This window comes from Nonomuraea sp. NPDC049378, assembly GCF_055586745.1.
Genome location: NZ_JBVJHP010000011.1, coordinates 75,106 through 97,285, shown reverse-complemented (window position 1 = coordinate 97,285; position 22,180 = coordinate 75,106). Strand labels below are relative to the sequence as shown.

General features: G+C 70.6%; 22 protein-coding genes. 11 read left to right on the top strand and 11 right to left on the bottom strand.

Annotation, left to right across the window (positions count from 1 at the left end):
* Positions 1-16 precede the first annotated feature (16 nt).
* Entirely contained in the window at positions 17-340 is a 324-nt protein-coding gene (locus ACZ6SA_RS24080; protein WP_347645782.1) for a hypothetical protein, read from the top strand.
* A 28-nt stretch (positions 341-368) separates the two neighbouring features.
* Here ACZ6SA_RS24080 and ACZ6SA_RS24075 read toward each other — a convergent pair whose 3' ends face one another.
* Both ACZ6SA_RS24075 and ACZ6SA_RS24070 read right to left on the bottom strand, forming a co-directional pair.
* Positions 369-1,430 carry a Glu/Leu/Phe/Val dehydrogenase dimerization domain-containing protein gene (locus tag ACZ6SA_RS24075; protein WP_465830516.1) on the bottom strand — a complete coding sequence of 354 codons (1,062 nt, stop codon included), beginning with the start codon at positions 1,428-1,430 and terminating at the stop codon, positions 369-371.
* 137 nt (positions 1,431-1,567) lie between these two features.
* Positions 1,568-2,989 carry a serine/threonine-protein kinase gene (locus ACZ6SA_RS24070; RefSeq protein WP_465830514.1) on the bottom strand — a complete coding sequence of 474 codons (1,422 nt, stop codon included), beginning with the start codon at positions 2,987-2,989 and terminating at the stop codon, positions 1,568-1,570.
* 162 nt (positions 2,990-3,151) lie between these two features.
* On the opposite strand from ACZ6SA_RS24070, the gene ACZ6SA_RS24065 reads away from it, so the two are divergent.
* From ACZ6SA_RS24065 to ACZ6SA_RS24050, 4 genes are all read left to right on the top strand, one after another.
* Positions 3,152-3,541 (top strand): hypothetical protein, encoded by a 390-nt coding sequence (locus tag ACZ6SA_RS24065; RefSeq protein WP_347645785.1) that lies wholly within the window; start codon positions 3,152-3,154, stop codon positions 3,539-3,541.
* A gap of 135 nt (positions 3,542-3,676) precedes the next feature.
* Positions 3,677-4,075 (top strand): VOC family protein, encoded by a 399-nt coding sequence (locus tag ACZ6SA_RS24060; RefSeq protein ID WP_347645786.1) that lies wholly within the window; start codon positions 3,677-3,679, stop codon positions 4,073-4,075.
* A gap of 186 nt (positions 4,076-4,261) precedes the next feature.
* A complete protein-coding gene (locus ACZ6SA_RS24055; RefSeq protein WP_465830511.1) occupies positions 4,262-5,056 on the top strand; it encodes an oxidoreductase in 795 nt (264 codons plus the stop codon).
* 54 nt (positions 5,057-5,110) lie between these two features.
* Positions 5,111-5,839 (top strand): SDR family NAD(P)-dependent oxidoreductase, encoded by a 729-nt coding sequence (locus ACZ6SA_RS24050; protein WP_465830509.1) that lies wholly within the window; start codon positions 5,111-5,113, stop codon positions 5,837-5,839.
* Between the two features lie 8 nt (positions 5,840-5,847).
* Here ACZ6SA_RS24050 and ACZ6SA_RS24045 read toward each other — a convergent pair whose 3' ends face one another.
* Together ACZ6SA_RS24045 and ACZ6SA_RS24040 are read right to left on the bottom strand one after the other, a co-directional pair.
* Positions 5,848-6,747: a LysR family transcriptional regulator gene (locus tag ACZ6SA_RS24045; protein ID WP_465830507.1), complete on the bottom strand. Its 900-nt coding sequence runs from the start codon at positions 6,745-6,747 to the stop codon at positions 5,848-5,850.
* 99 nt (positions 6,748-6,846) lie between these two features.
* Entirely contained in the window at positions 6,847-7,305 is a 459-nt protein-coding gene (locus ACZ6SA_RS24040; protein WP_347645790.1) for a GNAT family N-acetyltransferase, read from the bottom strand.
* A 159-nt stretch (positions 7,306-7,464) separates the two neighbouring features.
* Here ACZ6SA_RS24040 and ACZ6SA_RS24035 point away from each other — a divergent pair, with 159 nt between their 5' ends.
* On the top strand, positions 7,465-8,112 hold the full coding sequence (locus ACZ6SA_RS24035) for a hypothetical protein (RefSeq protein ID WP_465830505.1): 648 nt from the start codon (positions 7,465-7,467) through the stop codon (positions 8,110-8,112).
* A gap of 140 nt (positions 8,113-8,252) precedes the next feature.
* On the opposite strand, the gene ACZ6SA_RS24030 is transcribed toward ACZ6SA_RS24035, so the two are convergent.
* From ACZ6SA_RS24030 to ACZ6SA_RS24015, 4 genes are all read right to left on the bottom strand, one after another.
* Entirely contained in the window at positions 8,253-9,026 is a 774-nt protein-coding gene (locus ACZ6SA_RS24030) for a ZIP family metal transporter (RefSeq protein WP_347645792.1), read from the bottom strand.
* 100 nt (positions 9,027-9,126) lie between these two features.
* Entirely contained in the window at positions 9,127-9,681 is a 555-nt protein-coding gene (locus ACZ6SA_RS24025) for a dihydrofolate reductase family protein (protein WP_465830502.1), read from the bottom strand.
* Positions 9,682-9,795: 114 nt separating this feature from the next.
* Complete coding sequence (gene prfH, locus ACZ6SA_RS24020) at positions 9,796-10,419, bottom strand: peptide chain release factor H (protein WP_465830500.1); 624 nt, start codon at positions 10,417-10,419, stop codon at positions 9,796-9,798.
* Positions 10,416-11,588 carry an RNA ligase RtcB family protein gene (locus tag ACZ6SA_RS24015; protein ID WP_465830498.1) on the bottom strand — a complete coding sequence of 391 codons (1,173 nt, stop codon included), beginning with the start codon at positions 11,586-11,588 and terminating at the stop codon, positions 10,416-10,418. Before ACZ6SA_RS24015 ends, prfH begins: the two co-directional genes overlap by 4 nt.
* Positions 11,589-12,014: 426 nt before the next feature.
* On the opposite strand from ACZ6SA_RS24015, the gene ACZ6SA_RS24010 reads away from it, so the two are divergent.
* Positions 12,015-12,614, top strand: a complete 600-nt coding sequence (locus ACZ6SA_RS24010) for a hypothetical protein (protein WP_465830496.1) — start codon at positions 12,015-12,017, stop codon at positions 12,612-12,614.
* A gap of 106 nt (positions 12,615-12,720) precedes the next feature.
* Here ACZ6SA_RS24010 and ACZ6SA_RS24005 read toward each other — a convergent pair whose 3' ends face one another.
* Positions 12,721-13,797, bottom strand: a complete 1,077-nt coding sequence (locus ACZ6SA_RS24005) for a Kelch repeat-containing protein (protein ID WP_465830494.1) — start codon at positions 13,795-13,797, stop codon at positions 12,721-12,723.
* Positions 13,798-14,082: 285 nt separating this feature from the next.
* On the opposite strand from ACZ6SA_RS24005, the gene ACZ6SA_RS24000 reads away from it, so the two are divergent.
* The 3 genes from ACZ6SA_RS24000 (at position 14,083) to ACZ6SA_RS23990 (ending at position 20,008) form a co-directional block, all read left to right on the top strand.
* Complete coding sequence (locus ACZ6SA_RS24000; protein ID WP_443152162.1) at positions 14,083-14,979, top strand: MmyB family transcriptional regulator; 897 nt, start codon at positions 14,083-14,085, stop codon at positions 14,977-14,979.
* Positions 14,980-15,969: 990 nt separating this feature from the next.
* Positions 15,970-16,461, top strand: a complete 492-nt coding sequence (locus ACZ6SA_RS23995; protein ID WP_443152163.1) for a hypothetical protein — start codon at positions 15,970-15,972, stop codon at positions 16,459-16,461.
* A gap of 73 nt (positions 16,462-16,534) precedes the next feature.
* Positions 16,535-20,008 (top strand): WD40 repeat domain-containing serine/threonine protein kinase, encoded by a 3,474-nt coding sequence (locus ACZ6SA_RS23990; RefSeq protein WP_465830491.1) that lies wholly within the window; start codon positions 16,535-16,537, stop codon positions 20,006-20,008.
* Positions 20,009-20,064: 56 nt separating this feature from the next.
* Here ACZ6SA_RS23990 and ACZ6SA_RS23985 read toward each other — a convergent pair whose 3' ends face one another.
* Positions 20,065-20,466: a hypothetical protein gene (locus tag ACZ6SA_RS23985; RefSeq protein ID WP_465830489.1), complete on the bottom strand. Its 402-nt coding sequence runs from the start codon at positions 20,464-20,466 to the stop codon at positions 20,065-20,067.
* A 142-nt stretch (positions 20,467-20,608) separates the two neighbouring features.
* Here ACZ6SA_RS23985 and ACZ6SA_RS23980 point away from each other — a divergent pair, with 142 nt between their 5' ends.
* Positions 20,609-21,070, top strand: coding sequence for a hypothetical protein (locus ACZ6SA_RS23980; RefSeq protein ID WP_465830487.1), 462 nt, complete (start codon positions 20,609-20,611; stop codon positions 21,068-21,070).
* A 177-nt stretch (positions 21,071-21,247) separates the two neighbouring features.
* Here ACZ6SA_RS23980 and ACZ6SA_RS23975 read toward each other — a convergent pair whose 3' ends face one another.
* Positions 21,248-22,018: a FadR/GntR family transcriptional regulator gene (locus tag ACZ6SA_RS23975; RefSeq protein WP_347645803.1), complete on the bottom strand. Its 771-nt coding sequence runs from the start codon at positions 22,016-22,018 to the stop codon at positions 21,248-21,250.
* Positions 22,019-22,180 lie beyond the last annotated feature (162 nt).

Below are 22,180 nucleotides of genomic sequence, written 5' to 3'. Positions count from 1 at the left end.
AGGAGAGGAACACACCATGCGTGCCGCGATCTTCGGGGGCGCCTTCGTGCTGGCAGGCGCCCTCGCCGGAGCCGGCGTCATGAATGCCGCTCACGCCGGCGCGGACGTCGCCACAGCCCCGGCCACGACCGACGCCAGGATCCCCTGCTACGACATCCGGAGCAGCGACGTCGGCTTCTACCGCAGCGTCACGATCAAGAGCAAGTGCGGGCAGACGAACACGGTGAGAGCGAGGATCGCCTCGTGGCCCGACGGACCGTGCTGGACCATCAGACCCGGTGAGCACCGGACCCACTACTACAGGTCGCCCGGCACCTTCTACAACCTCACGAAGTGCTGACCGGCCATCACCCGCGCAAAAAGGGCGGTCACCGGCCAGGTTCGGGGGCGAGGGGAGGTCCGGCGGCGAGGTCGGGTGCGTCGCGCCAGGTGGCGAGGAACTCCTCCGCCACGGCGCACGAGCCCGCGTACGGGCCGCCGGGATGCTCCAGAGCTCTGCCGGTGAGCCGGCCGACCCGCTCTTCCACCAGCTCCCGCGCCGAGGCGGCGCCGGAGACCCGGCCGGCGCGTTCGGCGAGGTAGCCGATCGTGGCGCCGGCCCCGCAGACGAAGTCCGCCAGCGTCACCACGTCCCGCTCCGCGAGGGTGCGCAGCCCGGCCTCGGTGTAGGGGACGTTCGCCGCCGGAGCGACCAGGCGGGCGCGCACCCCGGCCGCCCGTTCGGCCGTCAGGGTGCCGGTCCGCGCGCCGGGCACCAGCACGTCCGCGGCCACCCCGTACAGGGCCTCGGCGGGCCGCACCGGCAGGCCGAGCAGGCGCACACAGGCGTCGCCGTGCTCGGCGCGCGACTCCTCGAGCGCGGACACGTCCAGCCCGGCGGGGTCGGTGACGCATCCGTGAAGGGTCGAGAGGGCGACGAGGCGTGCCCCCCGCCGCGCGGCCTCCCGGACGACGGCGCCACCCACCTTGCCGAACCCCTCCACCGCGAGCGTGCGCCCGGCCAGCCCGCCGAGCGCCGTCTCCGCGGCGACGACCACGCCCAAGCCCGTCACCATGGTGTCCACCAGCTCGCCGCCGACCTCCTGGTGCATCACCGAGCCGGTACGGTAGCCGGGCAACGAGGCGAAATCCTCCGTACGCGTGCCCAGATCCGAGGCCGTGAGGAAGCCGCCCTTCTCGACCATCGGGGTGATCTCCTGGCAGTAACGGGCCAGGGTGGCCGTCCGGTGTCCGGGCTCGGCGCGCAGCACCGCCTTGGCGCCGCCGATCCGCTCGCCGAGCACGGCCAGCTTGTACGTCATCGCCCGCGCCAGCAGCCCCGCCTCGCCGCGGGTGACGTCAGGGGCGAGCCGGGTGCCGCCCGCGCTCGTCGGGCAGTCCAGGTCGAAGGCGATGCATCCGTCCACCGAGGCCAGGTCCACGATCCTCATGCGCACTCCTCACGTCGTCCGATCCGCGTCCGATCCGCGTCCGATCCGCGTCCGATCCGCGTCCGATCCGCGTCCGATCCGCGCCTGACGACCAATCTCGACGCGAACCGGCGCCGTGTCCACCAGAGCTCGCTTCGTCACTGGAAGCCGTCAGGGCAGAGGAAGGTCCGGATTCTCGCGGGCGCGTTCGCGAGGAGCTCCGACCGGGACTCCCGCGAGCAGAAGTTGCTGCCGATCTCCCCGTCGAGGAACCGGGTCGCGTTCCGCCTGGCGATGAGGTCGATGCCGCCGACCGAGGGGGAGTCGAGTTCGGCCGCGACCCAGGGGCCCGAGCACCGCTTGCGCGCGACCACGGCATCCCCCGGCAGGCTGCCGCCGTTCAGCGCGGCGACCTGCCGGATGATCGAGGCGTCGGACGCGCAGGGAACGGCGGCGTCGGTGCGGCGCGTGCTCGCCCTCCTCGTCGGGCTGGAGGTCTTCCTCCTGGGCGGTTCGGTCGTGCTGGGGGCGTCCTCGGGGGACTCACTCGCCGTCGACGCCTCGGCCGAGGGTTCGGGGCTCTCCTCGTACGTGGACGTGGGGGTGGTGCTCGGGCTCCGCAGCGCCTCGGGTGTGCCCCGCGAGCTGGTGGCGAACACCGCGGCCGCGACCGCCGCGACGGCGACGGCGGCCGACCACAGCGGCACCGCGGGGCGCCTGCGCCGCGGTGGCGGTGGCGGCGGCATGGGCTTGGTGCCCGACGCGAGCGCGGTGACCCGGTCGAGCAGTTCGTACGCGCTGGGCCGGGCCGTGCGCTCCTTGGCGAGCGCGCCGCGTACGAGGTCGTGGAGCGGGGCGGGCACCTCGGACAGATCCGGTTCGACGCTCATGACCCGGTAGGCGAGGACGTCGGGAGCTCCGGTGCCGAACGGCGGGCGGCCGGTCGCTGCGTAGACCATCAGCGCGCCCCAGGCGAAGACGTCGGCGGCGGTGTCCGCCTCGTCGCCGCGGTACTGCTCGGGGCTGATCCAGCCGGGAGTCCCGATCAGCGCGCCGGTGCCCGTGAGCCCGCTCTCGTCGAGGGCCCGGGCGATGCCGAAGTCCAGGACCTTCGCGCCGGAGGCGGAGAGGATCACGTTCCCCGGTTTGAGGTCGCGGTGCACGATGCCGGCCCGGTGGATGTCGGTGAGCGCCTCGGCGATGTCCAGGCCGAACGGGAGGAGCTCGTCCGGGCGCAGCGGGGCGTTCTCCTGGACGTAGGTGCTGAGCGTCGGGCCGGGGACGAACTCGGTGGCCAGCCAGGGAGGCATCGCTGTGGTGTCGGCGGCCAGCACGGCGACCGTGCAACGCCCGCGTACTCGGGACAGCAGGTCGACCTCGCGGACGAAACGGGCAAGGAACTGCGGATCGGCGGCTAATCCCGGATGGATGACCTTGACCGCGGCCCGGGTGCCGTCGGCCGCGATCCCGGCGTAGACGACCCCCATGCCACCGGCGCCCATCCGGCCTGCGATCCGGTAGGGGCCGATCGGCTCGCGGTCGTCCATCGCCAGGGGGCCGAAGCCGCCGGGGTCGCTCATCGTGCTCCGCTCGCCGGACCAACGCAACAGCAGCGATCCTATTAAGCCGGGCCGCCTGTGGCGCTGATCACATCCGGTGTGTGGATTCGTCCACAGTTGATCGCTGCGGGTCTCCGTAATGTCCCTGTCACCGGATCACACCGACACGGGGAGGAACCCGAAATGCGTAAGACCTTTGCGATCGCCGCTCTTGCCGGTTCGATGGCCGTCACCGGCCTGGCCCTGGTCCCGGCCGCCGCCCAGGCGACCACGCACTCCACGACGAGCTGGGGGAAGGTCTTCTCCAGCGACGGCAAGGCGTACACGTTCGGCAGGACGTGGGAGAGCCACGGGAAGGTCTTCACGAAGTGGTACGGCGTGGACAAGGTCGGCGGCAAGAAGGGCTGGGTCTGGTTCGAGGTGTACCAGGGCGGTCAGTGGAAGAGGTTCAACAAGGCGTGGGACGGCAAGGTCACGGGCGCCTGGCAGGGTCACGGGATCAAGAAGGTGTACACGTTCACCTGCTGGGCCGGCAAGTTCGACAACTGCGGCAAGAAGTACCGCATCTACTGAGCAGGACGAGGGGCCTGTGCCGCCGTACGGAAACGTGAGAGCCGTGTCGTGTCACACGCTCGGCCGATCGTCTTGGAGATGAGGGGCCGCCGGTGACGCCCCTGAAAGGCCCCACCCATCTGCAAGGAGCGCATCATGCATCCCGCACTGAACACCATCGACATCATCGTGTCCGACCTGGAGGCCTCGATCGCGTTCTACGCGCGGCTGGGGCTGGAGTTCAAGGTCGATGAGCACTCGCCCGAGCACGCCGGCTGCGACCTGCCGAACGGGCTGCACGTGATGCTGGACACCGAGGGCTTCCGCACCCCGTTCCTGCCGGGCTGGAGCGCGCCGACCGGCGGCCCGCGCACCCTGCTGTGCTTCGAGTTCGACACCCCGGCCGCGGTGGACGCCACATACGCTGATCTGCTCGAAGCGGGCTGTCGCGGGATCGCCGAGCCGTTCGACGCGTTCTGGGGCATGCGCTATGCCACGGTGGCCGACCCCGACGGGAACGGCGTGGATCTGTACGCCGCGCTCCCGGCAGGCTGACCCGGGGGACCCGCAGGCGGTGCCATAGGAATCGCCTATGGCGCCTGCTGACATTTCGTCTTTGCCTCTCGTTCTTTTCCGGACGTAGCGTGAAACAGCTCGACGACGGGCTCTCCGCGATCATTCCCGAGAATCGCGATTTCTTTCCGTCGGGCGGACTGACACGTGAACGAGAGGTTTGTTGACATGACCGTGGTCGAAAACAGGTCGGGAACGCCGGAACTCGTGGGAAAACGAGCACTGGTCACGGGTGGCACGCGGGGGATCGGCGCGGCCGTCGTACGCCATCTCCTTGACGCGGGCGCCGAGGTGCTCACGACCGCCAGGTCGGCGTCGGGCACGGTGCCGGAGGGTGCCGCCTTCGTGGCGGCCGACGTGCGGACACGCGCCGGAGCGCAGGCGCTCGCCGAGGCCGCGCAGGAGGTGCTCGGCGGGGTGGACGTCGTGGTGCACAACGCGGGCGGGGCGCAGCCGTACGAGGGCAGCTCGGCCATCCCCGACGAGGAGTGGCAGGACGCGCTGGACCTGAACTACCTGGCGTCGGTACGGCTGGACGCGCTGCTGGTGCCGGGGATGCGGGAACGGCGTTTCGGGAGGATCGTGCACATCTCCACGGCCGCGGTCCTCACGCCGGAGGTGACGCTGTTCCTGCACTACGCGGCGGCGAAGGCGGCGCTGGTGACCTACAGCCGGGGATTGGCTCTGGAGCTGGCCCCGCACGGGATCCGGGTCAACACCGTGTCTCCCGGCAGGGTCGCCACCCCCGGCGGCGAAGAGACGCGCCGGCGGTGGGCGGAGGTGACCGCGCGCATGGGCGTGGCGCCGGACCGGAACGACGCCGACGGCCCCATCGTGCCGCTGGGGCGCGACGGCCGGCCCGACGACATCGCCGACGCCGTGCTTTTCCTCGTTTCCGACCGGGCCGGCTGGCTGACCGGAAGGAATCTCATCGTGGACGGCGGGGAATTCCCCATGGGCTGACGTCGATCGCATTTCTGGACGCCACTCAAAAAGTTTCATGAAAGGCCTTGGGGAATGGAACTGCAGGGTAAAATCGCACTCGTCACGGGCGGCACTTCCGGCATCGGCCTGGCAACCGCCCGCCTGCTGGCCCGCGCGGGCGCCGAGGTCGTCATCACCGGACGCGATGTCCAGCGCGGCGAGAACGCCGTCCACGCCGCGCGGGAGGACGGCGCTGTCCGGTTCGTCGCGGCGGACATGGCCGACCTGGACGCGGTCGCCGCACTGGGCCGCCAGAGCGGTCCGGTCGACATCCTCGTCAACAACGCCGCCGCCTTCCCTTCCTCGCTCACCGTCGAACAGAGCGTGTCGGGGTACGAGCGGATCTTCGACACCAACGTGCGCGGTGCCTACTTCCTGGTCGCCGCGCTCGTACCGGCCATGATGGAGAAGGGGGAGGGCAACATCGTCAACGTCACCTCACTCGCGGCGACCAGGGCCTTCGCCGGCGCCTCGGTCTACAGCGCGTCCAAGGCCGCGCTGGCCGCGCTGACCCGTACGTGGGCGTTGGAGTTCGCGGACGGCGGCGTACGCGTCAACAGCGTCTCTCCCGGCCCGACCCGCACGGAAGGCGTGCTGGCCGAATACGGCCCGGAGGGCAACGAGGGCCTGGCCAAGAGCATGGGGATCAGGACGGCCAGCTCGCAGGAGATCGCCGAGGCGATCTATTTCCTGGCCTCTCCTCGCGCCAGCTACATCACCGGCACCACGCTCCACGTCGACGCCGGCGGCGCCGTCATCTAGCGGGCTCGTCAGGGCACCGGTGAGACGGAAGCGGACCTGTGCCAGGTCTCCTGGCGCAGCAGGTCGAGCAGGGCCAGCTCCGCGGGGCCCGCGGCGTGCCGGAGCCCGGCGATGACGGGTTGCGACACGGCCGGGGACACCGGGCGCGTGAGGTGCACGTAATCGTGGGGCACCGCGGAGGCCGGGACGAGCGTCACCCCCAGCCCGTGGGCGGCGCAGCGGATCGCCGTGCCCGTCTGGGACACGCGGGCGACCGTGGCCGGGGCCAGCTCGTTGTCGCGCAGCGCGTCCTGCATCACGCAGTCGAGCGTGCTGTCGCGGTCGAACCGCACCCACGGATCCTCCGCCAGCTCGCGCAGGTCGACCCGGTCGCGGGCGAGCAGCCGGTGCCCGGCGCCCAGCACCACGACGAACTCCTCGTCGCCGAGGTGATGGGCGACGGCGTTGCCCTCGTCGCACGTCTTGGCCACCAGGACGAGGTCGAGCACGCCCCGGCGCCCCAGCCGCTCCATCTCGGCGGGGTTGGGCTCCTCGAAGACGGTGACCTCCAACTGCGGGAAGCGGCGGCGCAACTCGCTCAGCGCGCTCGGGAGCTGCCGCGTGCCCAGGCCCATCTGCGCGGCGACCAGCAGCTCGCCCACCAGCTCGCCGACGCCGGCCCGCGCCGTCGCCCGCGCCCGCCGCGACGCGTTCACGGCGACCTCCGCCTCCCGCAGGAACGCCCGGCCGACCGCGGTGGGCACCAGCCCGGTCGGCGTGCGGGTGAACAACGTCACGCCGAGCTCCCGCTCGAGGCTGCGGATCTGCTGGGACACCGACGGCTGGGCGACGCGCAGCAGCTCCGCCGCCGCCGTCACCGATCCCTCCTCGGCGACGGCCAAGGCGTACTCGTACTGACGAAGGCTCATCGGCACCGTCCTCGGTTCTGTAATCATGTAATGCTATACGAGGACCTTGTGACCGCTCGCGTACGCGGGCGGCTTCTCCCGGCGCCCGCGGGGACCACCTCAGCGCGGGGCGTAGTCGAGCGTCTCGAAGGGCCACCGCGCGGACAGCCAGGCCGTCACGGCTTCGTACAGGGGCACGTCCAGCTCGGCGCGGTCGGCCCGGACCCAGGAGGACACGTCAGCGTCGTGGTCGTCGCTGCGGGAGGGGTAGATGTAGACGCAGCCGATCACCTCGTCGCCGGCCGCGTCCAGGACGGTGTAGGTGAATCCGCGGCGCCGGGCGAAGTCGTTCGCGTGGCGTTCCAGGTCGGCGAGGTTCGCCTCCGAGGTCATGCCCTCCAGGGGAGGCCAACTTCCGTCCGGGAAGCCCGGGGTCGCGCGGATGTGCTCGATGCTGCCGGCCCAGGCGGCGTGGTCGGCGGCGTTGTGCTGGGGCCCCAGGGGTTCCAGGCGAAACTGTGGGGTGACCAGGTTGACGGGGACGACGAAGTCGCCGGGGACGAAGGCGCGGTTGTTCATGAGGCCGAGGCTACGAGGCCGAGCTGGTGTTCGTCGCCGGAGGGTCTGCGGGAAACCGCGGCGTGGTGCCGAACCAATGGTCGCGGAGCGGCATCCAACAAAGATCACAGCACAAGAGGGGGCATAGGTGATGATCTGGTTGAACGGCCTGCCCGAGGCATGGTGATCCGCAAACGCGCCTCACGCTCCACGCAGCGCATCGACGTGACCCGCCTTCCCGACGACGTCGTGGCGCTCATCGACGCCCTCGAGCCCGGTGAGAACCTGATCCTCACGCGTGACGGCGAGTCGATCGCGACGATCTCCAGCACCATCGACGTGATCCAGGGCGCCGTCGTCGATCGCGACACGCCGGACGAGAGCGACGACCAAGTGCCGATCGACCACGCGGGCGTGACCGTCGTGGCTACCGCGATGGAGCTGTCGACCGCGGCGAGGGTTGCGCTGTCCACCCAGCTCGGGGCGGACTACGTGGTGCTCGACATGCACGCGGCTCCCGCGACCACCGACGTGCTGCTGGTGCCCCCGGGAAGCCCGCAGCTGATCGCAGCGCTTCGATCGATGTTCCCGAAAGCTCGCGTCATCGTCGCCGAGATCGAGGACCACGAACTCGGAGTGCAGTACCACGGCCCGGTCCGGCGACTGCTCGACGCGGGCGCTGACGGATACCTCCCTCCGGCGACCCTCCCACACCTGGCCAGGCAGCTTGACCACACCCTGAGTCAAGGGCGCGAGCTCGCCGCCGGGGCCGCGACACCCCTGCAGATCGCACCGCCCGCGGAGCCGGCGGATCAGGACGACGAGTGACCAGGCGCGGGCCCGCGTGCCGTACGCATTGCGTAGGGTCTGCGGCGGCGGTGATCAGGCGATGTCCACGCGCTCGGCAGCGTGAGCGGCAAACAGGCCGTAGGCGTTTCCCGCGCGCCAGGCGAGCGATACCGCAGCGCTCAACCGCCGGCCTTCGACACGGCGAACGCGACCAGGAAACCGGCCAGCGTGATGAGACCGGTCAGCAGGTGCGAGGACTCGAACGCCTCGGGGATCATGGTGTCAGCGATCATGGTGAGGATCGCTCCGCCGGCCAGCGCGATGATGCCCGCCAGCACGGCCGCGGGCGCCTGCCCCAGGAGCGCGTACCCGGCCAGCGACGACAGGCCGCTGACCCCGGCGATCCCGATCCACAACCCGAACACGTACGTCCTGGATCGCCCGGCCCGGCGCATGCCGGCCGCGCTGGACAGGCCCTCGGGCACGTTGCTGATGAACACGGCCGCCACGGTCACCATGCTCACCGCACCCCCGCCGAGCAGGCTCGCGCCGATGACCAGCGACTCCGGCACCCCGTCGAGCACCGCGCCCAGCGCGATCGCCGTCCCCGACCCCTCCTGCTGCGACGGATGCCGGTCACCGGAGCGCTTGCGATGCCTGGCTCCACGCCGCGCCAGCAGGACGTTGCAGACGGTGTAGAGGACCGCGCCGGACACGGCACCCACCACCGCGGGAGCCAGTCCCGCGCGGCGGTGCGCCTCCTCGATCAGCTCGTACGACACCGCGGAGATCAGCACCCCGGCGCCGAACGCCATCACCGACGCGATCAGCCGTTGTGGCAGCCGGACCGTGTACCCGGCCAGCGCTCCCAGCACGAGCGCGAACCCGGCCAGCAGCCCCCACCCGCCCGCCTGCAACCACTCCGGCATGATCAGCGCTTGCCCTCCCGCCACCCCCTCCAAACGGGTCCGGCCCTCGTTGCGCCGCCAGTGCCGCCGCGCCGGGCCACAGGCGTCCCTCGCCCCGGCTAGCGCGGGTCCGCTCCCGGACCGGTCAGGACCGTACGTAGCGGCGGAACATGATTCCCGAGGCGAAGGAACGGTGCTCGACCAGGCGCAGCCGCAGTACTTCCCCCACGGGCAGGTACGGCTTGCCGCCCCCGACGATCACGGGGAACGCGTACACCCAGAACTCGTCGATCAGGTCCAGCACGGAGGTGGCCAGCTCGGGGCCGCCGAGTTGGAGGGTGCCGTCGATCTCCCGCTTGAGGCGCGTCACCTCGGACACGGCGTCCTCGCGACGGACGATCGTGACCCCTTCGGGGACGGTCCGGAGGGTGTCGGAGAAGACGTACCGCGGCGTCTCCTTGTACAACCGGGCGAACTCCCGCTCGACGGCCGGGGCGCCTTCCTTGCCGAGGTCCTGCGTCCAGGGCTTCTCCATCGCCTCGTACAGCCGCCGCCCGAACAGGAACGCCGCGATCCGGCGAACGTGGTCGTTCGCCGCCTGGTGAAAGTCCTCGCCCGGGTCTTGGAAGTCCATGCCGCCCTCGGCATCCTCGATGTAGCCGTCGATCGAGGTGTTCATCCAGTAGATGACCTTGCCCACGAAACCTCTCCTTGGTCGTAGAAATCGTCGGGAGTGGAGACCCGGCGGAGCGCCGGAACTCATCGCAGGCAGGACCCGTGGTCACGCACCCGCCCACCTGGCCGGATTCCCGGGTCAGCGTGGAGACCGTACCGGGCGTTCGACGCGGGTGGGGTCGCCGCGTACGAGCTCGTCGTGGATGCGCCAGCGGGCTGTGGTGACGGCGCGCTCCGCTGCCTCGTCGCCGTGCTCGATGCGCTGCCGCAGCAGCCGCATGGCGATGCGGCGGTTGAGGCTGAACCGCCGCTCGGTGTCGACCACGATGACGATCCCGGTGGGCCGATGGGTGGCCCGTACGGCCGTGCTGGCCTTGTTGCGATGTTGCCCGCCGGGGCCGCCGGTGCGGCAGGCGACGATGTCGACGTCCGCTTCGTCGAACGTCGTGCGCGGGGTGTCGACCTGGCACGGTCGGGCGATGACGTACCAGTTCTTCCGGCCGGTCCTGGCCCGGTAAGGGCTGGGGGCCTGCCAGCACAGGGTTCCGCTCCATGAGGCGGCGAACGTCTCGGCGCCGTCGCCTGCGATCCGGATGAGGGCCGATCGGTAGGTGCCCGGCCGGTCACCGGGGACGGTGTGGGCCCGATGGGTCTCCAGACCCTGCCTGGTGGCGTCGGTTTCCAGGCGGCGCAGTAGCCGGGCCAGTGCCCAGGCGCACTCCTGCGGGCCGCGCCCGGCCGACAGGAGCAGGTGGACGCTCACGGCCGCCCCCGCTTGCGGCGCTGGTCCCGGCGGTCCCTTCCGGGCGTGGACGCGAGGTCGGGCGTCTTGTACGTGACCAGGGGGATCGTGGTGGCTATGGGCGTGGCCAGGTCATGCTCGACGAGGTCGGCGATGACCTGCTCGATGCGCTTGTAGGCCGTCGGCGCCTCCTCGAAGAGCAGCTGGCGGTCGCCGCACACCACCAGCGACCCCACGGGCGTACGGCGCAGCTCCTCGACCGTGTGCTTGGCCCGGCCGCGGCGCAGGGCGTCGGCCCGCGACATCTTGCGGCCCGCGCCGTGTGCCACGGAGTGGCCGGCGTCCGGCCCTGCGTGGCCGGCCACGAGGTAGGAAGGGGTGCCTCGCGTGCCGGCGATGAGCACGTCGCGGCCGTCACCCGGCGCCGCACCCTTGCGGTGCAGGTAGATCCCGTCGCGGATCTCGACCAGATTGTGGCACTGGTCGACGATCGCCTCGGCGGGCTCCGCGCCCAGCGCGCGGGCGACCCGGGCGGCCAGCAGCCGCCGGTTGAGCGACCCCCAGCGTACGGCGTCGTCATGCATCGCCAGATAGGCATCGGGATCGGGGGCGGGGCCCGCGCCGTGGGCCTCGGTGTGCGCACGCAGGATCCGTTCGCCGAGCCCTCGGGAACCGCTGTGGACGATGAGGACCAGGTCGCCGGCGGCGAGTCCGAGCCGGCTCGCGTGGCCGGGCTCGAAGACGGCCCCGATGCGCGCCAGCTCGACGAAGTGGTTGCCCCGGCCGACCGTCCCGAGGCCTTCGACGTGGCCCGCGGGGATGATGTCGCCCTTCACCACGTCCCAGGCCGGGTCGTCGGCATCCTGCTCGGGGTCAAGCGCGCGGTCGAGATCGGGGAACCGGGCGGCGAGCTTCTCAGGTACGGCGCGCCTGAGCTTGACGGGGAACACGGCGATGCCGCACCCGATGTCGGAGCCCACCAGGAACGGGTACAGGACGGTCGACGCCATGGCGGCGCCGATGGGGGCGCCCTTGCCGGGGTGCAGGTCCGGCATGGCGGCGACATGGGTCATGCCGTCGAGGGCGGCCACCTGGTGGCACTGCGCGACGGCGTCGGACTCGATCCAGCTGGTGGGGGAGGCGAACACGGTGACGGTGGCTGGTCCGACGGCGGGGGATTGCTGGGACAAAGACGCTCTCTTCACTGAACTGGGTGCGGGCAGGCGGCATCACGGCGCGAGCCGGCGCCGTGGCATCTCGGAGCAGGGGGTGGTGTCCGTCAAAGCCTCATGAACACCACGTTTCCTGAGCCCGCCACGCGGAGCAAACGATTTTCGCCGTAGGGGCCTGAAGTCACAGGCTCTTGCGCATGAGAACGCACGTGGTCTCATGGCAGCGGATCGAGCCGTCGGGTGGCCTCGACGGGGCGATGGGCATCGATCACGGGCGCGAGCATGTCAAGCGACCCGGTGCCCGGGCAAGCGTCGCCGTACGGCTCGTTCCGGAAGGAATTCCATTGCATGTCGTACGGCTGCGCCCGCGATACTCAAGGGGAGGTACGCATGGGCTGGATGCCCTCAGGCGCCCGCCGAGCCGGCGGAGAAGGCGATGGTTGCATGGTCGGGCTGCTGCCCTCAGAGAATCAGTGGGACCTGCTGCGCGAATTTGGGCTGGGCAGCGGGTTCGCCGCGATCTGGGTCGAAGGCGACGACCCGGAGGAACTGGCGCGGCGGTTGCGGGTGGATCCGGGCCAGCGCGTGGAGTGCGGCTTCGACGAGGCGATGGCCAGGTATGAGCAGTCGTTGGACGATGAGGTCATCTGGATCGGGTCCCACGCGCCCGGCTGGACCCACATCCTCTGGCTCAGCGGCTTTCACACGGCTGCGGAGGCCAAGGCGCTCAGCGCGGGAGGACGGCGGCTTCTCACCATGTTCCACAACGGAGGACTGGGCGAGCTCGACCACCTGTATCTGTACCAGGACGGCGCGCTGGTCGATGAGATCGATCCGCCCTATGTCGACGGCGCGCCGGTGAGCGTACCCGAGTACGCGGTGCATGCGGAAGGGCTTGAGCTGGAGCTCGGCATGTCCGGCACGCAGGAGCTTCACCTCCTGCTCTGCATGGTCGGGCGGATCACCGGGCGTTTCCTCGATCGGGACTGGTTCGCCTCGACTCGCGTTCTTCACCCCGTACCCCGAGCAGCCTGGGCCACATGAGCGGGGCACCATATCCCCGGATCATGGTCCTGCGGCCGCCTGTCAAGGTCCGCGAAGCGGAAGACCTGCGGCTGAGAAGCCGCAGGTCGGAGGCCGTCATTCTCGGTTACGGGGCGGCCTTCGGCCGGTAGGCGTCGCTGACGTCCACGGGAGCCGCCCCGCCCGCGGTGCCGCCACCGGGGATGTAGATCGTGCCGCCCACCGCGACGGCGGCGGTCCCGTGCCGGGGCACCGGCATCGGCGCCAGGCGCACCCAGCGGTCGCGCGCCGCGTCGTACGCCTCGGTCTCGGAGAAGACCGTGTTCGGGTTCGTTCCGTCGTGCCGGCCCTCGCCGCCGAACGTGTAGATCGTGCCGCCCACGGCCGCGGCGGCGATCCCGCCCCGGGCCGTCGGCATCGGCGCCCGCTCCGACCAGCGGCGGGAGCGCAGGTCGAGCGCGTACACGGTGTCGCGCACGTTGACCTGTCCCCGGTCGCGGCCGCCGAGCACGTAGAAGGTCGAGCCGATGATGGCGCCGCCGACGTGGTCGCGCGCCTGCGGCAGGCTCGGCAGGCTCTCCCACCGGCCGGTCACGACGTCGTACGACGACACGAGGGCCACCGTGTCCTGCAGGCCGCCGGGGCCGGGCGTCAGCGTGCGCATGCCGCCCGCGAGATAGATCTTCGTCCCGCGCACGCCCATCGCGGCGCTTCCCCGCTCCATGCCGGCCGGAATCGGCGGCAACGGCGTCCACCGGTCGGTACGCGGGTCGTACACGAAGCTGTCACGCAGGGCCTGCCACGACGCGCCGCCGGACAGCCCGCCGAGCACGTAGATCCGGCCACCGACCGTCGCCACGTTGGGGTGGTTCATCGCGACGGGCAGCGGGGCCGCCTCCGACCAGGTGTCGCGCCGGGTGTCGTAGACCTCCACCCGGCCGGTGGTGACGACGCCGCCGGCCGGGTCGGGGACGATGCCGCCGAGGACGTAGACCCGGTGGCCGAGCGCGGCGACGCTGTGCTCCTGGCGGGGCCCGCCGCCGATCGACGCCCGCGCCTGCCACCCTTTCCCGTAGGTCGGGTCGGCCGCCGCGGGCGTCGCGGCGGGTGTCGTGGGCGTCGGGTGGCCGGGGTGCGCGTGCGCGGGCAGGCTGGGGCCCGCCGCGATGACCGCGCCGAGAAGTAGGGCGATACCGCGTCTCATGATTCTCCTTGCCTTCCTTGGTACGGGGTCTTCGGTGGTTCAGGGAGCAGGGGTGCGGCCGCCGTCAGGGCACGAGCACGAGCTTGCCGGGCCCGCCGAGGGCGCGCTGGGTGATGACACGCATGAAGAGATCTCCTGGGGTGGGTAGCGGGTTCCCGTCCACTGGCCCGTGGAGGCGGGGTGACGTCCACGCTCGCCCGCGACCCGCCCGCCGGCCAGGGCTGTGTTCACCCAGGGGTTGTCATCCCCTGGCTACGACCGGCCGCCAGGGGTCACGATGGAGAGGTGAACCTCCGCGAACTCGCCGCGTTCCTGAAGACTCGCCGTGCCCGGGTCCGGCCGGCCGACGTCGGCCTGCCCGCCGGCCCCCGGCGCCGGGTGCCAGGGCTGCGCCGGGAGGAGGTCGCGCAGCTCGCGGGCTTGTCGGCGGACTACTACACCGAGCTGGAGCGCGGGCGCGGCGCCCAGCCGTCGGCCCAGACGCTGGCCGCGCTCGCCCGCGCGCTGCGGTTGGAGGGTGACGAGCGCGATTACCTGTTCCATCTCGCGGGCCGGCCTGTCTCGGCGGCGCACGGCCCGGCCGCGCACGTCCAGCCCGCCATGCTCGCCATGCTGGACCGGCTGGCCACGACGCCCGCGATGATCATCACTGACCTGCACGAGACCCTCGTACAGAACGACCTGGCCGCCGCGCTGATCGGCCGGCACCCGATGAGGCGCGGCCCGGAGGCCAGCTACGTCTACCGCTGGTTCACCGACCCCGCCGCCCGCGCGCTCTACCCGCCGGACGAGCACCCGCACCATTCCCGGGTCTTCGTGTCCGACCTGCGGGCGGTCGCTGCCCGGCGCGGCCGCGACGCCCACGTGGTGCGGATGGTGGCCGCGCTGCGGCGGCGCAGCGCCGAGTTCGCCGCCCTGTGGGACGCCCACGACGTGGCGCTGCGCCGGGCGGACCACAAGTGCCTGGTCCACCCGGCCCTGGGGATCATCGAGGTGGACTGCCACAGCCTGTTCAGCGAGGACGGCCGCCAGCGCCTGCTGTGGTTCACCGCGCCGCCCGGCAGCCAGGGTGCGGCCCAGCTGGAGTTGCTGTCCGTCATAGGCACCCAGGACATGAGCCCCGACGCGACGGAAGCGAGCCTCAGCGGTCCGGACGTGGGCGCGGACGCGCCGACCGGATGATCGGCGGCCGCGTCCCCGGCGGATGGCGTCGCTGCGGCACGACGTCCTGCCGCGTGTATGGCGAGCATTCAGAGAAGCTCTGGCGTTTGTGACTGACCGGCTGGGATCCCCCTTCGACGTCTCTGTGACGGGCTAAGCTTGCTCCTGCGCTGCCCTTTGACGACCGAAGTGCTGCTGGATTGAGCATCTTGCGGTGGTCTGGCGTGCGTGTTTGTGGGCGTCCGCCCCAGGAGGATGCGCCGTCCCACCGGCAATCTGCCGAACTGGGTGGACTCGGCCTCATGGCTCCATTGAGACATGGGCATGTGCCCCAGATGGCCCGTCGAGTCGAAAGGGAGGCAGAGATGAAACGATCTCTTCGGCCTCGCCCCGCCGCGTAATCAGCCGTGGGGGCTCTGATCACTGCGGTGGTCAGCAGTCCCTGGATTTTGCTTCTTCCGCTTGGGCTTAGGTTCGCATCGTACGTGGGGGTCCTCGCCGTAATGGTGGTGGGCAGATACGTCAGAGCTGAGTCGGTGGACTGGAGCAACATCTTCATCGGTAAGTTGACGCTGGTCTTCCGCGACACTGACCGAACATCGGAATCGAATGCGGGGGTGGTGGATGAAGCGAAGCCTCAGCCCGCGTGGCGATACTTATGGCGCAAGCTCGGACAACGCGAGTGAGTAGGTGAAGGAAACGGCCTCCACTCGTGAGAGAGGAGGCCGGCACTCCGAAGGCCGACATGCACCGCCGGGCCATCGCGTCACTCCGGCCCTGGAGCGCGCTCGGGCGAGCCGGGCCTCGCTGAACGCCTGGGAGTCGCGCACACGCGAATCGTTCCGTAGCGTGCGATCTGGTTCACGAACTCCCGGGCATCCGTGCTCCATAAAGGACTGTTATGTTATGTCATTAAATGGTGGGGGCCCGCTTGGCTTGCTCAGAGCGTACGGGTTCGGTGACTATTTTCGAGGACTATGGGTCTCGGAGAGCGATGAGCGCGAGATTGCCATGCGGCTTCGCGTCGACTCGTCGTCCGAACTGCTGTGTGACCGCCAGACTGCGATGCAATGGTTCTCTGACGTCTCGGAACACGGAGAAATCGTTTGGCTGGGGGCGCATGCTCCCGGGTGGACGCAGATCATCAGTCTCAGCGGGCATGTCTGCGGGCGAGTGAGTCTGCAGAAAGCTCTGTGTGAAGCCGGCCGTCGCGTGCTGGGGCTCGGATGGACGGACATCGATGGTCCGACCGAGCTGTTCTATCTGGAGAACGGAGAGTTGATCGACAACATCACTCCGTATCACCCCGATCCCGCAAGCCTCGGATACGTTCTGAGCCCGTATCTACGAGACGTGCCCTTCTCGGAGACGGCGGACAGCGAGGTGACGCTCAACTCCTTCTTGAAGGTGGTCGAGAAGGCGACTGAGGGCGCCATCAGCAGCGAGTGGTTCGAGACGGTCCATCATCTCTACCGCATACCTCGAGAATCTTGGTCACGTTGAGGTGCCGTGGCGGAACAGCACATCGGGATGCTCGCTTGACAACCTTCGCCAGAAAGACGACATCTAACCCGCCATGGAAGCGCTGAGCGCGCGGGACCCCCAGCGCATCGGGAACTACTGGCTCGCAGGACGGCTCGGGTCGGGCGGGCAGGGCGTCGTGTACGACGCATACGACGCCGACGGCAACCGGGTCGCGGTCAAGGTGCTGCACGCGGCCGACGATCGTGCGGTCCGCGGCAGGTTCGCGAAGGAGACGACGGCCGCGCGGCGGGTGTCGTCGTTCTGCACGGCGCGCGTGCTGGCCGCCGACCTGGACGGGCGCAGGCCGTATCTCGTCTCCGAGTACGTGCCGGGGCCGAGCCTGGGTGCGGCCGTTCGGGACGGGCGCCGGTTCACCGGTGACGACCTGCATCGGCTGGCCACCGCGGTGGCCACCGCGCTCACGGCGATCCATGACGCGGGAGTCGTGCACCGTGACCTCAAACCGGACAACGTGCTGCTCGGGCCCGACGGCCCACGGGTGATCGACTTCGGCATCGCCCGCACGTCCGACATGTCGCTCACCAGGACCGGCGAGGTGTCGGGCACGCCGGCGTACATGGCGCCCGAGGTGTTCATCGGGGAGCGGGCGGGCGCACCGGCCGACGTGTTCGCGTGGGGCGCGATCATGGTGTTCGCCGCCACGGGGCGTGAGCCGTTCGCCGCCGACAACCTGGGCGCCGTCATGCATCGGGTGCTGTCGCACCGGCCCGATCTGAGCGCCTTGCCGCCACGCCTGGCCTCGCTGGTCGAGGCGGCCATGGCAAAAGACCCGGCCGCCCGTCCCACTGCCCGTGACCTGCTGCTGGCGCTGGTCAGCGGGAACGACGCCGGGACAGAGAGGTTGCTGGCGGCGGGCAGCAGGACCGCGCGGGGCGTGCACGGGTCGGCGCCGCAGGGCGATCCCGCTCTGGGAACGATCGCCGAGGACGCCTTCGAGTCGCTGAACCCCGAGGAGCGGGAGGTGGCGGCCGAGGTGTTCCTGAGGCTGGTGACCGTCGGGGAGGACGGGCACGAGGCCGGACGCTCGGCCGGGCATGACGAGCTGTTCGAGGGACGTCCCGAGGGGGAGTCGGCTGCGGTCAGGCGGGTGCTGGACGCGTTCTCGTACGTGATCGTCAGCAACGACGGCACGGTGGCCCTGTCGCGCCCCGGGCTGCTGCGCGCCTGGCCGAGACTGCGCAGGTGGGTGGAGGCCGAACGCGACGGGCTTGCCATGCTGAACAGCGTCAACGTCGCCGCCCGCCACTGGGCCGAGAACGGCAGGCGCGACGCGGACGTGCTCCAGGGCAGCCGCCTGGAGCAGGCGCTGAGCTGGGCCGCGACCGGTCGCCGGCACGTCACGCTGACCCCGTTCGAACAGGACTTCCTGCGCGCCGGCACCCACCTCACCAGACGGCGGGCCAGGCGCCGGACGCTCACCACGGTCGCGCTGGCCGGGCTGCTGGTGGTGTCGCTCGTGGCCGGCGGGCTGGCCGTCTGGCAGCGCCAGGAGACGGCACGGCAACGCGACATCCTTGCCGCCAGGCAGGCGGCGGCCGAGGCGGATCGGCAGCGTACCGTCGACCCGTCCCTGGCGATGCTGCTGAGCGTGGCGGCCTGGCGGATCTCGCCGGCGCAGCCGGAGGCCCGCTCCAGCCTGACGGCCTCACTTCAGCAGCAGGAGACGGCCGTCTTCCGCGACCCGCCGGTCAAGGGCGTGGCGCGGCGGCTGCTCAGCCGCGACGGCCGCACGCTGGTCAGCGCCAGCGAAGGCGGAGTGAACGTGTACGACGTGCGCACCGGCAGGCGTACGGCGAGCTGGCCCCGGATGACGCTGAGCGGGACCATCATCTATCCACCGGCGCTGAGCCGCAGCGGGCGACTGCTGGCCCAGACCACGACCGAGAAGCTCGGTGTCTGGGACCTGAAGACCGGCAGGAAGCTGCTCGAACGACCGCTTCCCGCACGAGCCGGGTTCAGCTACAGCGCCGTGTTCGGCGAGCACGAGACCACGCTCACGCTGCTGTACAGCCTGCACGACGTCCACTACCTGCTCGACGTCTCGACCGGCGAGCAGTTCGGCAGGCCCGTCTTCCGGCAGCGCGGCGGGAAGGCGGTGAGACATCCGCTCGTGGACCGCACGGGCAGGCGCCTGCTGCTGCCGGGGGACCGCCTCGACCAGATCGCGCTGCCGGGGTGGCGGATGGAACGGCCGTTCCCCGCCTGCGCGGAACGGCCCAAGGCGGTGGCCTTCAGCCGCGACGGCGGGACGCTGGCCTGCGGCGGGACAGATATCGTCCTCGTCGACGCCGCCTCGGGCCGCGCCCTCGGCGACACGATCTCCTGCGACGCCTGCGGGTCCGACGGCCAGTTACGCTTCAGCCAGGACGGCCGGCGCCTCGCCGCCTTCCGTGGAAGAGATGTGCAGGTCTGGGATCTGCGCACCCGGAAGACCGTGCTCGATCACCGCGCCGAGGGCGATCTGGCCGACGTCGCGTTCGATCCCGACGGCAGCACGCTCCGGTACGTCATGGACGACGCCGTCGTCAGCATGGACCTGCGTTCGCGCACCCGCGCGACGGCCGTGCCGGGGATGGCCTACCTCGGCGGGGACGGCAGGCTGGCCGCGATCGCAACCGGCAAGCAGCTTCGGATCTGGGACGTGGGCGCCGGCAAGGAGAGCGCCCGCCTTCCGGTCGCCACGGACGGAGGGCCGCTGATCGCCGACTTCTTCGGAACGAAGCTGGCGGTCAGGGACGCCGGCGGCAAGGTCATGTTCTGGGACCTGCGTACCCAGGCCATGCTCTGGTCGGTGCCGATGCCCGGAAAGGGCGGTATGCCGATCAACATGCGCTTCAGCCCGGACGGGCGGCGGCTCGCGACGACCGTCGCGTACGGGCAGAGCACGGTGTTCAAGGAAGTGGTGCTCGACGCCGCCGACGGGCGCGTGCTGAGCTCGTTCGACACGACATCCCGGGGCGGGCCGTTCCTGCCGGGCGGCACGGCGTACGTGTCGCCGGAAAGCGGCAGGTTCGTCGACGTCGGCACCGGCGAGCCGGTGGGCGCCGGGTTCCTGCCGACGGATGCGCTCGCGATCAGCAGGGGAGGGCTCCTCGCCGCGTACGAAGGCACCACCGGGCGGGTCGGGCTGTGGAACGCCGACGGGCCGGCGGCACTGCGCCCCGCCCTTCCCCGTGCCGCTGACGAAGTCGACTTCCTGGCCTTCTCACCCGACGGCAAGACGCTCGCCACCGCCTCGTTGAACGGCGTGCTGCAACTGTGGGACGTCGAGGCCAGGCGTCGGCTCGGCGGCGCCTACCGGCTGCGGGAGGGCCAGCCGTGGTCGCTCGCGTTCAGCGCCGACGGGGCGGCCGTGCACGTCGGGATGGAGGGGGCCGTCCGCGCGGTTTCCGTCGACGGGGAACGGGTCGCGCGGGAGGTGTGCGCGCGGGTCGGGCGCCCGCTGTCGCACGCCGAATGGGAGCGGTACCTGGGCGGAGCGCCGTACCAGAACATCTGCCCTTAGGCCGATCACCCGGGGAGATCACCCGTCTGCTTCCCCGGCTCCGGTTCAGAAACCTCCTAGTCTGCCCAGGCCCATGACCGCGGTGTGGGCAGCCCGTGCCGCTCGATCTGGGTGAAGACGCTGTCGTCGTTGCGCAGCAGGGTGGGAATCGGGGCGCCGATCCGTGGGGGAACGTCCGTTCGCGGGATCGTTATCGCCTCTTCCGCACCGACGAGGAAGAAGTCGTCGCCGGGGCCGCTGTGGAACACCGTCTGCAGCGGATCCATCCAGATGCGGAAGCCGAGGCGGCCCGCGGCCGGCTTCGTGGCGGGGACGATGCCCTCGGGCGCCGCGGTCACCCAGCGCAGGTTGCGGACGAGGGCGTAGGGCCGGTTGTCCGCGGCGAGCCAGGAGTCGCCCATCCACATCGCCGAGTATTCGGTGACGTACTCGCGGGCGTTGCATCGCTCGCGAACCATCCGGCACAACCGCAACCCGAACTCCGCGCTGCCTGCCCGGTGGGCGGGCGGTTGATCGTGACGTCCTGCCGCGACGGGCGTCCAGCCGACCCATTCGCAGTGCGGTGGCCAAGAACCTCCGCCGGGTCCCTAACCTTGCCGCATGACCTTGGAAGATCGACTCGCCACCATCGACAGCCTGCTGGCTCGCCCTTTTCCGCGGGAGGAGGAACGGGTGCAGCCGGCCGGCAAGGCGTGGGAGGGGTATCGCTCCAGCGGACGGCGCAGCCACCTGTGCTTCTTGCAGGCCAGCCAGGACTTCTGGGACGGCCGCGGCGAGGATGTCGTCGAGGCGGCGGAGGAAGAGATCGCCACCGCCTTCGAGGCGCTGGTGACCGCACTGACGTCCCGCTGGGGCCGGCCCGAAGTAGTGGATCTGTGGCCTGACCTGGAGGGTGAGAGTTCGCCGGTGCCTGAGCCGCTGAACGAGCTCAGCCTGTACAGCGGTGAGATGTCCGTCTGGCATCCGGGCGCCGGCCGATGGGTCGCACTCGCGGTCGGTCAGGCTGATCCGGAGTTCCCGATCCTGTTACTCGCCGCCATCGGTGAAACGCCGCTTCTCTAGAGTGTCGTGCTTCCCCGAACAGGGCCGCGTTCGCGTGCCACCATCCTCGATCAACGTGCTCACCCGCCCTCTCCATGCGAAGTCCCCGCGCTGCTGGAGGGTGGCGATCCTGGCAGGGTGCCCGCTCTGACGTGGACTTCGGCGGTGGCAAAAAACCGATTCCGACGCCCACGCCGGTCAGCCTGCCTCCGTGGTCGTCTCGCCCGATGGCGTTCCGGGTGGCGTATCGGGCGGCGGGGTCTCGGTGAGTTTGGATTCGATGCCGATGTAGTGGTCCTGGATCGCCGCCCGCGCCCGATCCGGATCGCCGCTGAGGATCGCTTCGAAGATGGTGACGTGGCCTTGGTAGGCATTCATCGGCGTGCGGCCGCGCGGTGGTGGCGCCGCGGCGTGGAAGGCGAGCCAGAACTGGTCGAACAGCCTCAGCAGCATCGCGTTGTCGAGATCGCGGAAGAGGAGCTGGTGGAACTGGCGATCCTGCTCGGGGAAGCCTTGGCCCTGTTCGGCGAGCCTGCGCATCGTGTCCAGGTTCTCTCGTAGAGCGTCGATGCTCGTGGGCGTCATGGCCTGCATCGCGTCGGCGACCAGGCTGGCTTCGAGGGTCTTTCGCAGCGCGACCAGCTCTCGCAGCGCTCGATGGTCCTGCATGAGCCCGTAGGGGAGGTGGTCGAGCAGCGGGGTGAAGGAGAAGTGGCATACGTAGACGCCGCTGCCGCGGCGCGTCTCCAGGACGCCGGTGGACTCCAGCGCCTTGACCGCCTCGCGGACCGAGTTGCGGCTGACCCCGAACAGCCGGGCCAGTTCGGACTCCGGTTTGAGTGGGTCACCGGGTCGCAGTCCCTGTTTGAGTATGTAGTTTCTGATCTCCTGCTGCACGATCTTGTGCAGCGGAGGTGCGTTGTCGAGCCGGCGGAACTCCGGCTGCACGTCGTCCTCTCGAGTGGCCACGTTCGGAATCGACCTCCCCCTTCGTATCAACTTGTAGGATATCTTGCCAGTCTTGACACTGTGATGGGCGCAGCTTACGGTGACGAAATCTGTAGGACATCTTGCAGCAACGCACTCGTCTTCGGTGCGGAGGAGGTCGCCCGGTGTCAGGTGGAGGCCTGG

What these genes read in the sequence shown, in the direction of transcription:
- ACZ6SA_RS24080 (WP_347645782.1), top strand. Translation starts at nt 17, where the DNA reads ATGCGTGCCGCGATCTTCGGGGGCGCCTTCGTGCTGGCAGGCGCCCTC.
- ACZ6SA_RS24075 (WP_465830516.1), bottom strand. Translation starts at nt 1,430, where the DNA reads ATGAGGATCGTGGACCTGGCCTCGGTGGACGGATGCATCGCCTTCGAC.
- ACZ6SA_RS24070 (WP_465830514.1), bottom strand. Translation starts at nt 2,989, where the DNA reads ATGAGCGACCCCGGCGGCTTCGGCCCCCTGGCGATGGACGACCGCGAG.
- ACZ6SA_RS24065 (WP_347645785.1), top strand. Translation starts at nt 3,152, where the DNA reads ATGCGTAAGACCTTTGCGATCGCCGCTCTTGCCGGTTCGATGGCCGTC.
- ACZ6SA_RS24060 (WP_347645786.1), top strand. Translation starts at nt 3,677, where the DNA reads ATGCATCCCGCACTGAACACCATCGACATCATCGTGTCCGACCTGGAG.
- ACZ6SA_RS24055 (WP_465830511.1), top strand. Translation starts at nt 4,262, where the DNA reads ATGACCGTGGTCGAAAACAGGTCGGGAACGCCGGAACTCGTGGGAAAA.
- ACZ6SA_RS24050 (WP_465830509.1), top strand. Translation starts at nt 5,111, where the DNA reads ATGGAACTGCAGGGTAAAATCGCACTCGTCACGGGCGGCACTTCCGGC.
- ACZ6SA_RS24045 (WP_465830507.1), bottom strand. Translation starts at nt 6,747, where the DNA reads ATGAGCCTTCGTCAGTACGAGTACGCCTTGGCCGTCGCCGAGGAGGGA.
- ACZ6SA_RS24040 (WP_347645790.1), bottom strand. Translation starts at nt 7,305, where the DNA reads ATGAACAACCGCGCCTTCGTCCCCGGCGACTTCGTCGTCCCCGTCAAC.
- ACZ6SA_RS24035 (WP_465830505.1), top strand. Translation starts at nt 7,465, where the DNA reads ATGGTGATCCGCAAACGCGCCTCACGCTCCACGCAGCGCATCGACGTG.
- ACZ6SA_RS24010 (WP_465830496.1), top strand. Translation starts at nt 12,015, where the DNA reads ATGGTCGGGCTGCTGCCCTCAGAGAATCAGTGGGACCTGCTGCGCGAA.
- ACZ6SA_RS24005 (WP_465830494.1), bottom strand. Translation starts at nt 13,797, where the DNA reads ATGAGACGCGGTATCGCCCTACTTCTCGGCGCGGTCATCGCGGCGGGC.
- ACZ6SA_RS23995 (WP_443152163.1), top strand. Translation starts at nt 15,970, where the DNA reads ATGCGGCTTCGCGTCGACTCGTCGTCCGAACTGCTGTGTGACCGCCAG.
- ACZ6SA_RS23990 (WP_465830491.1), top strand. Translation starts at nt 16,535, where the DNA reads ATGGAAGCGCTGAGCGCGCGGGACCCCCAGCGCATCGGGAACTACTGG.
- ACZ6SA_RS23985 (WP_465830489.1), bottom strand. Translation starts at nt 20,466, where the DNA reads ATGGTTCGCGAGCGATGCAACGCCCGCGAGTACGTCACCGAATACTCG.
- ACZ6SA_RS23980 (WP_465830487.1), top strand. Translation starts at nt 20,609, where the DNA reads ATGACCTTGGAAGATCGACTCGCCACCATCGACAGCCTGCTGGCTCGC.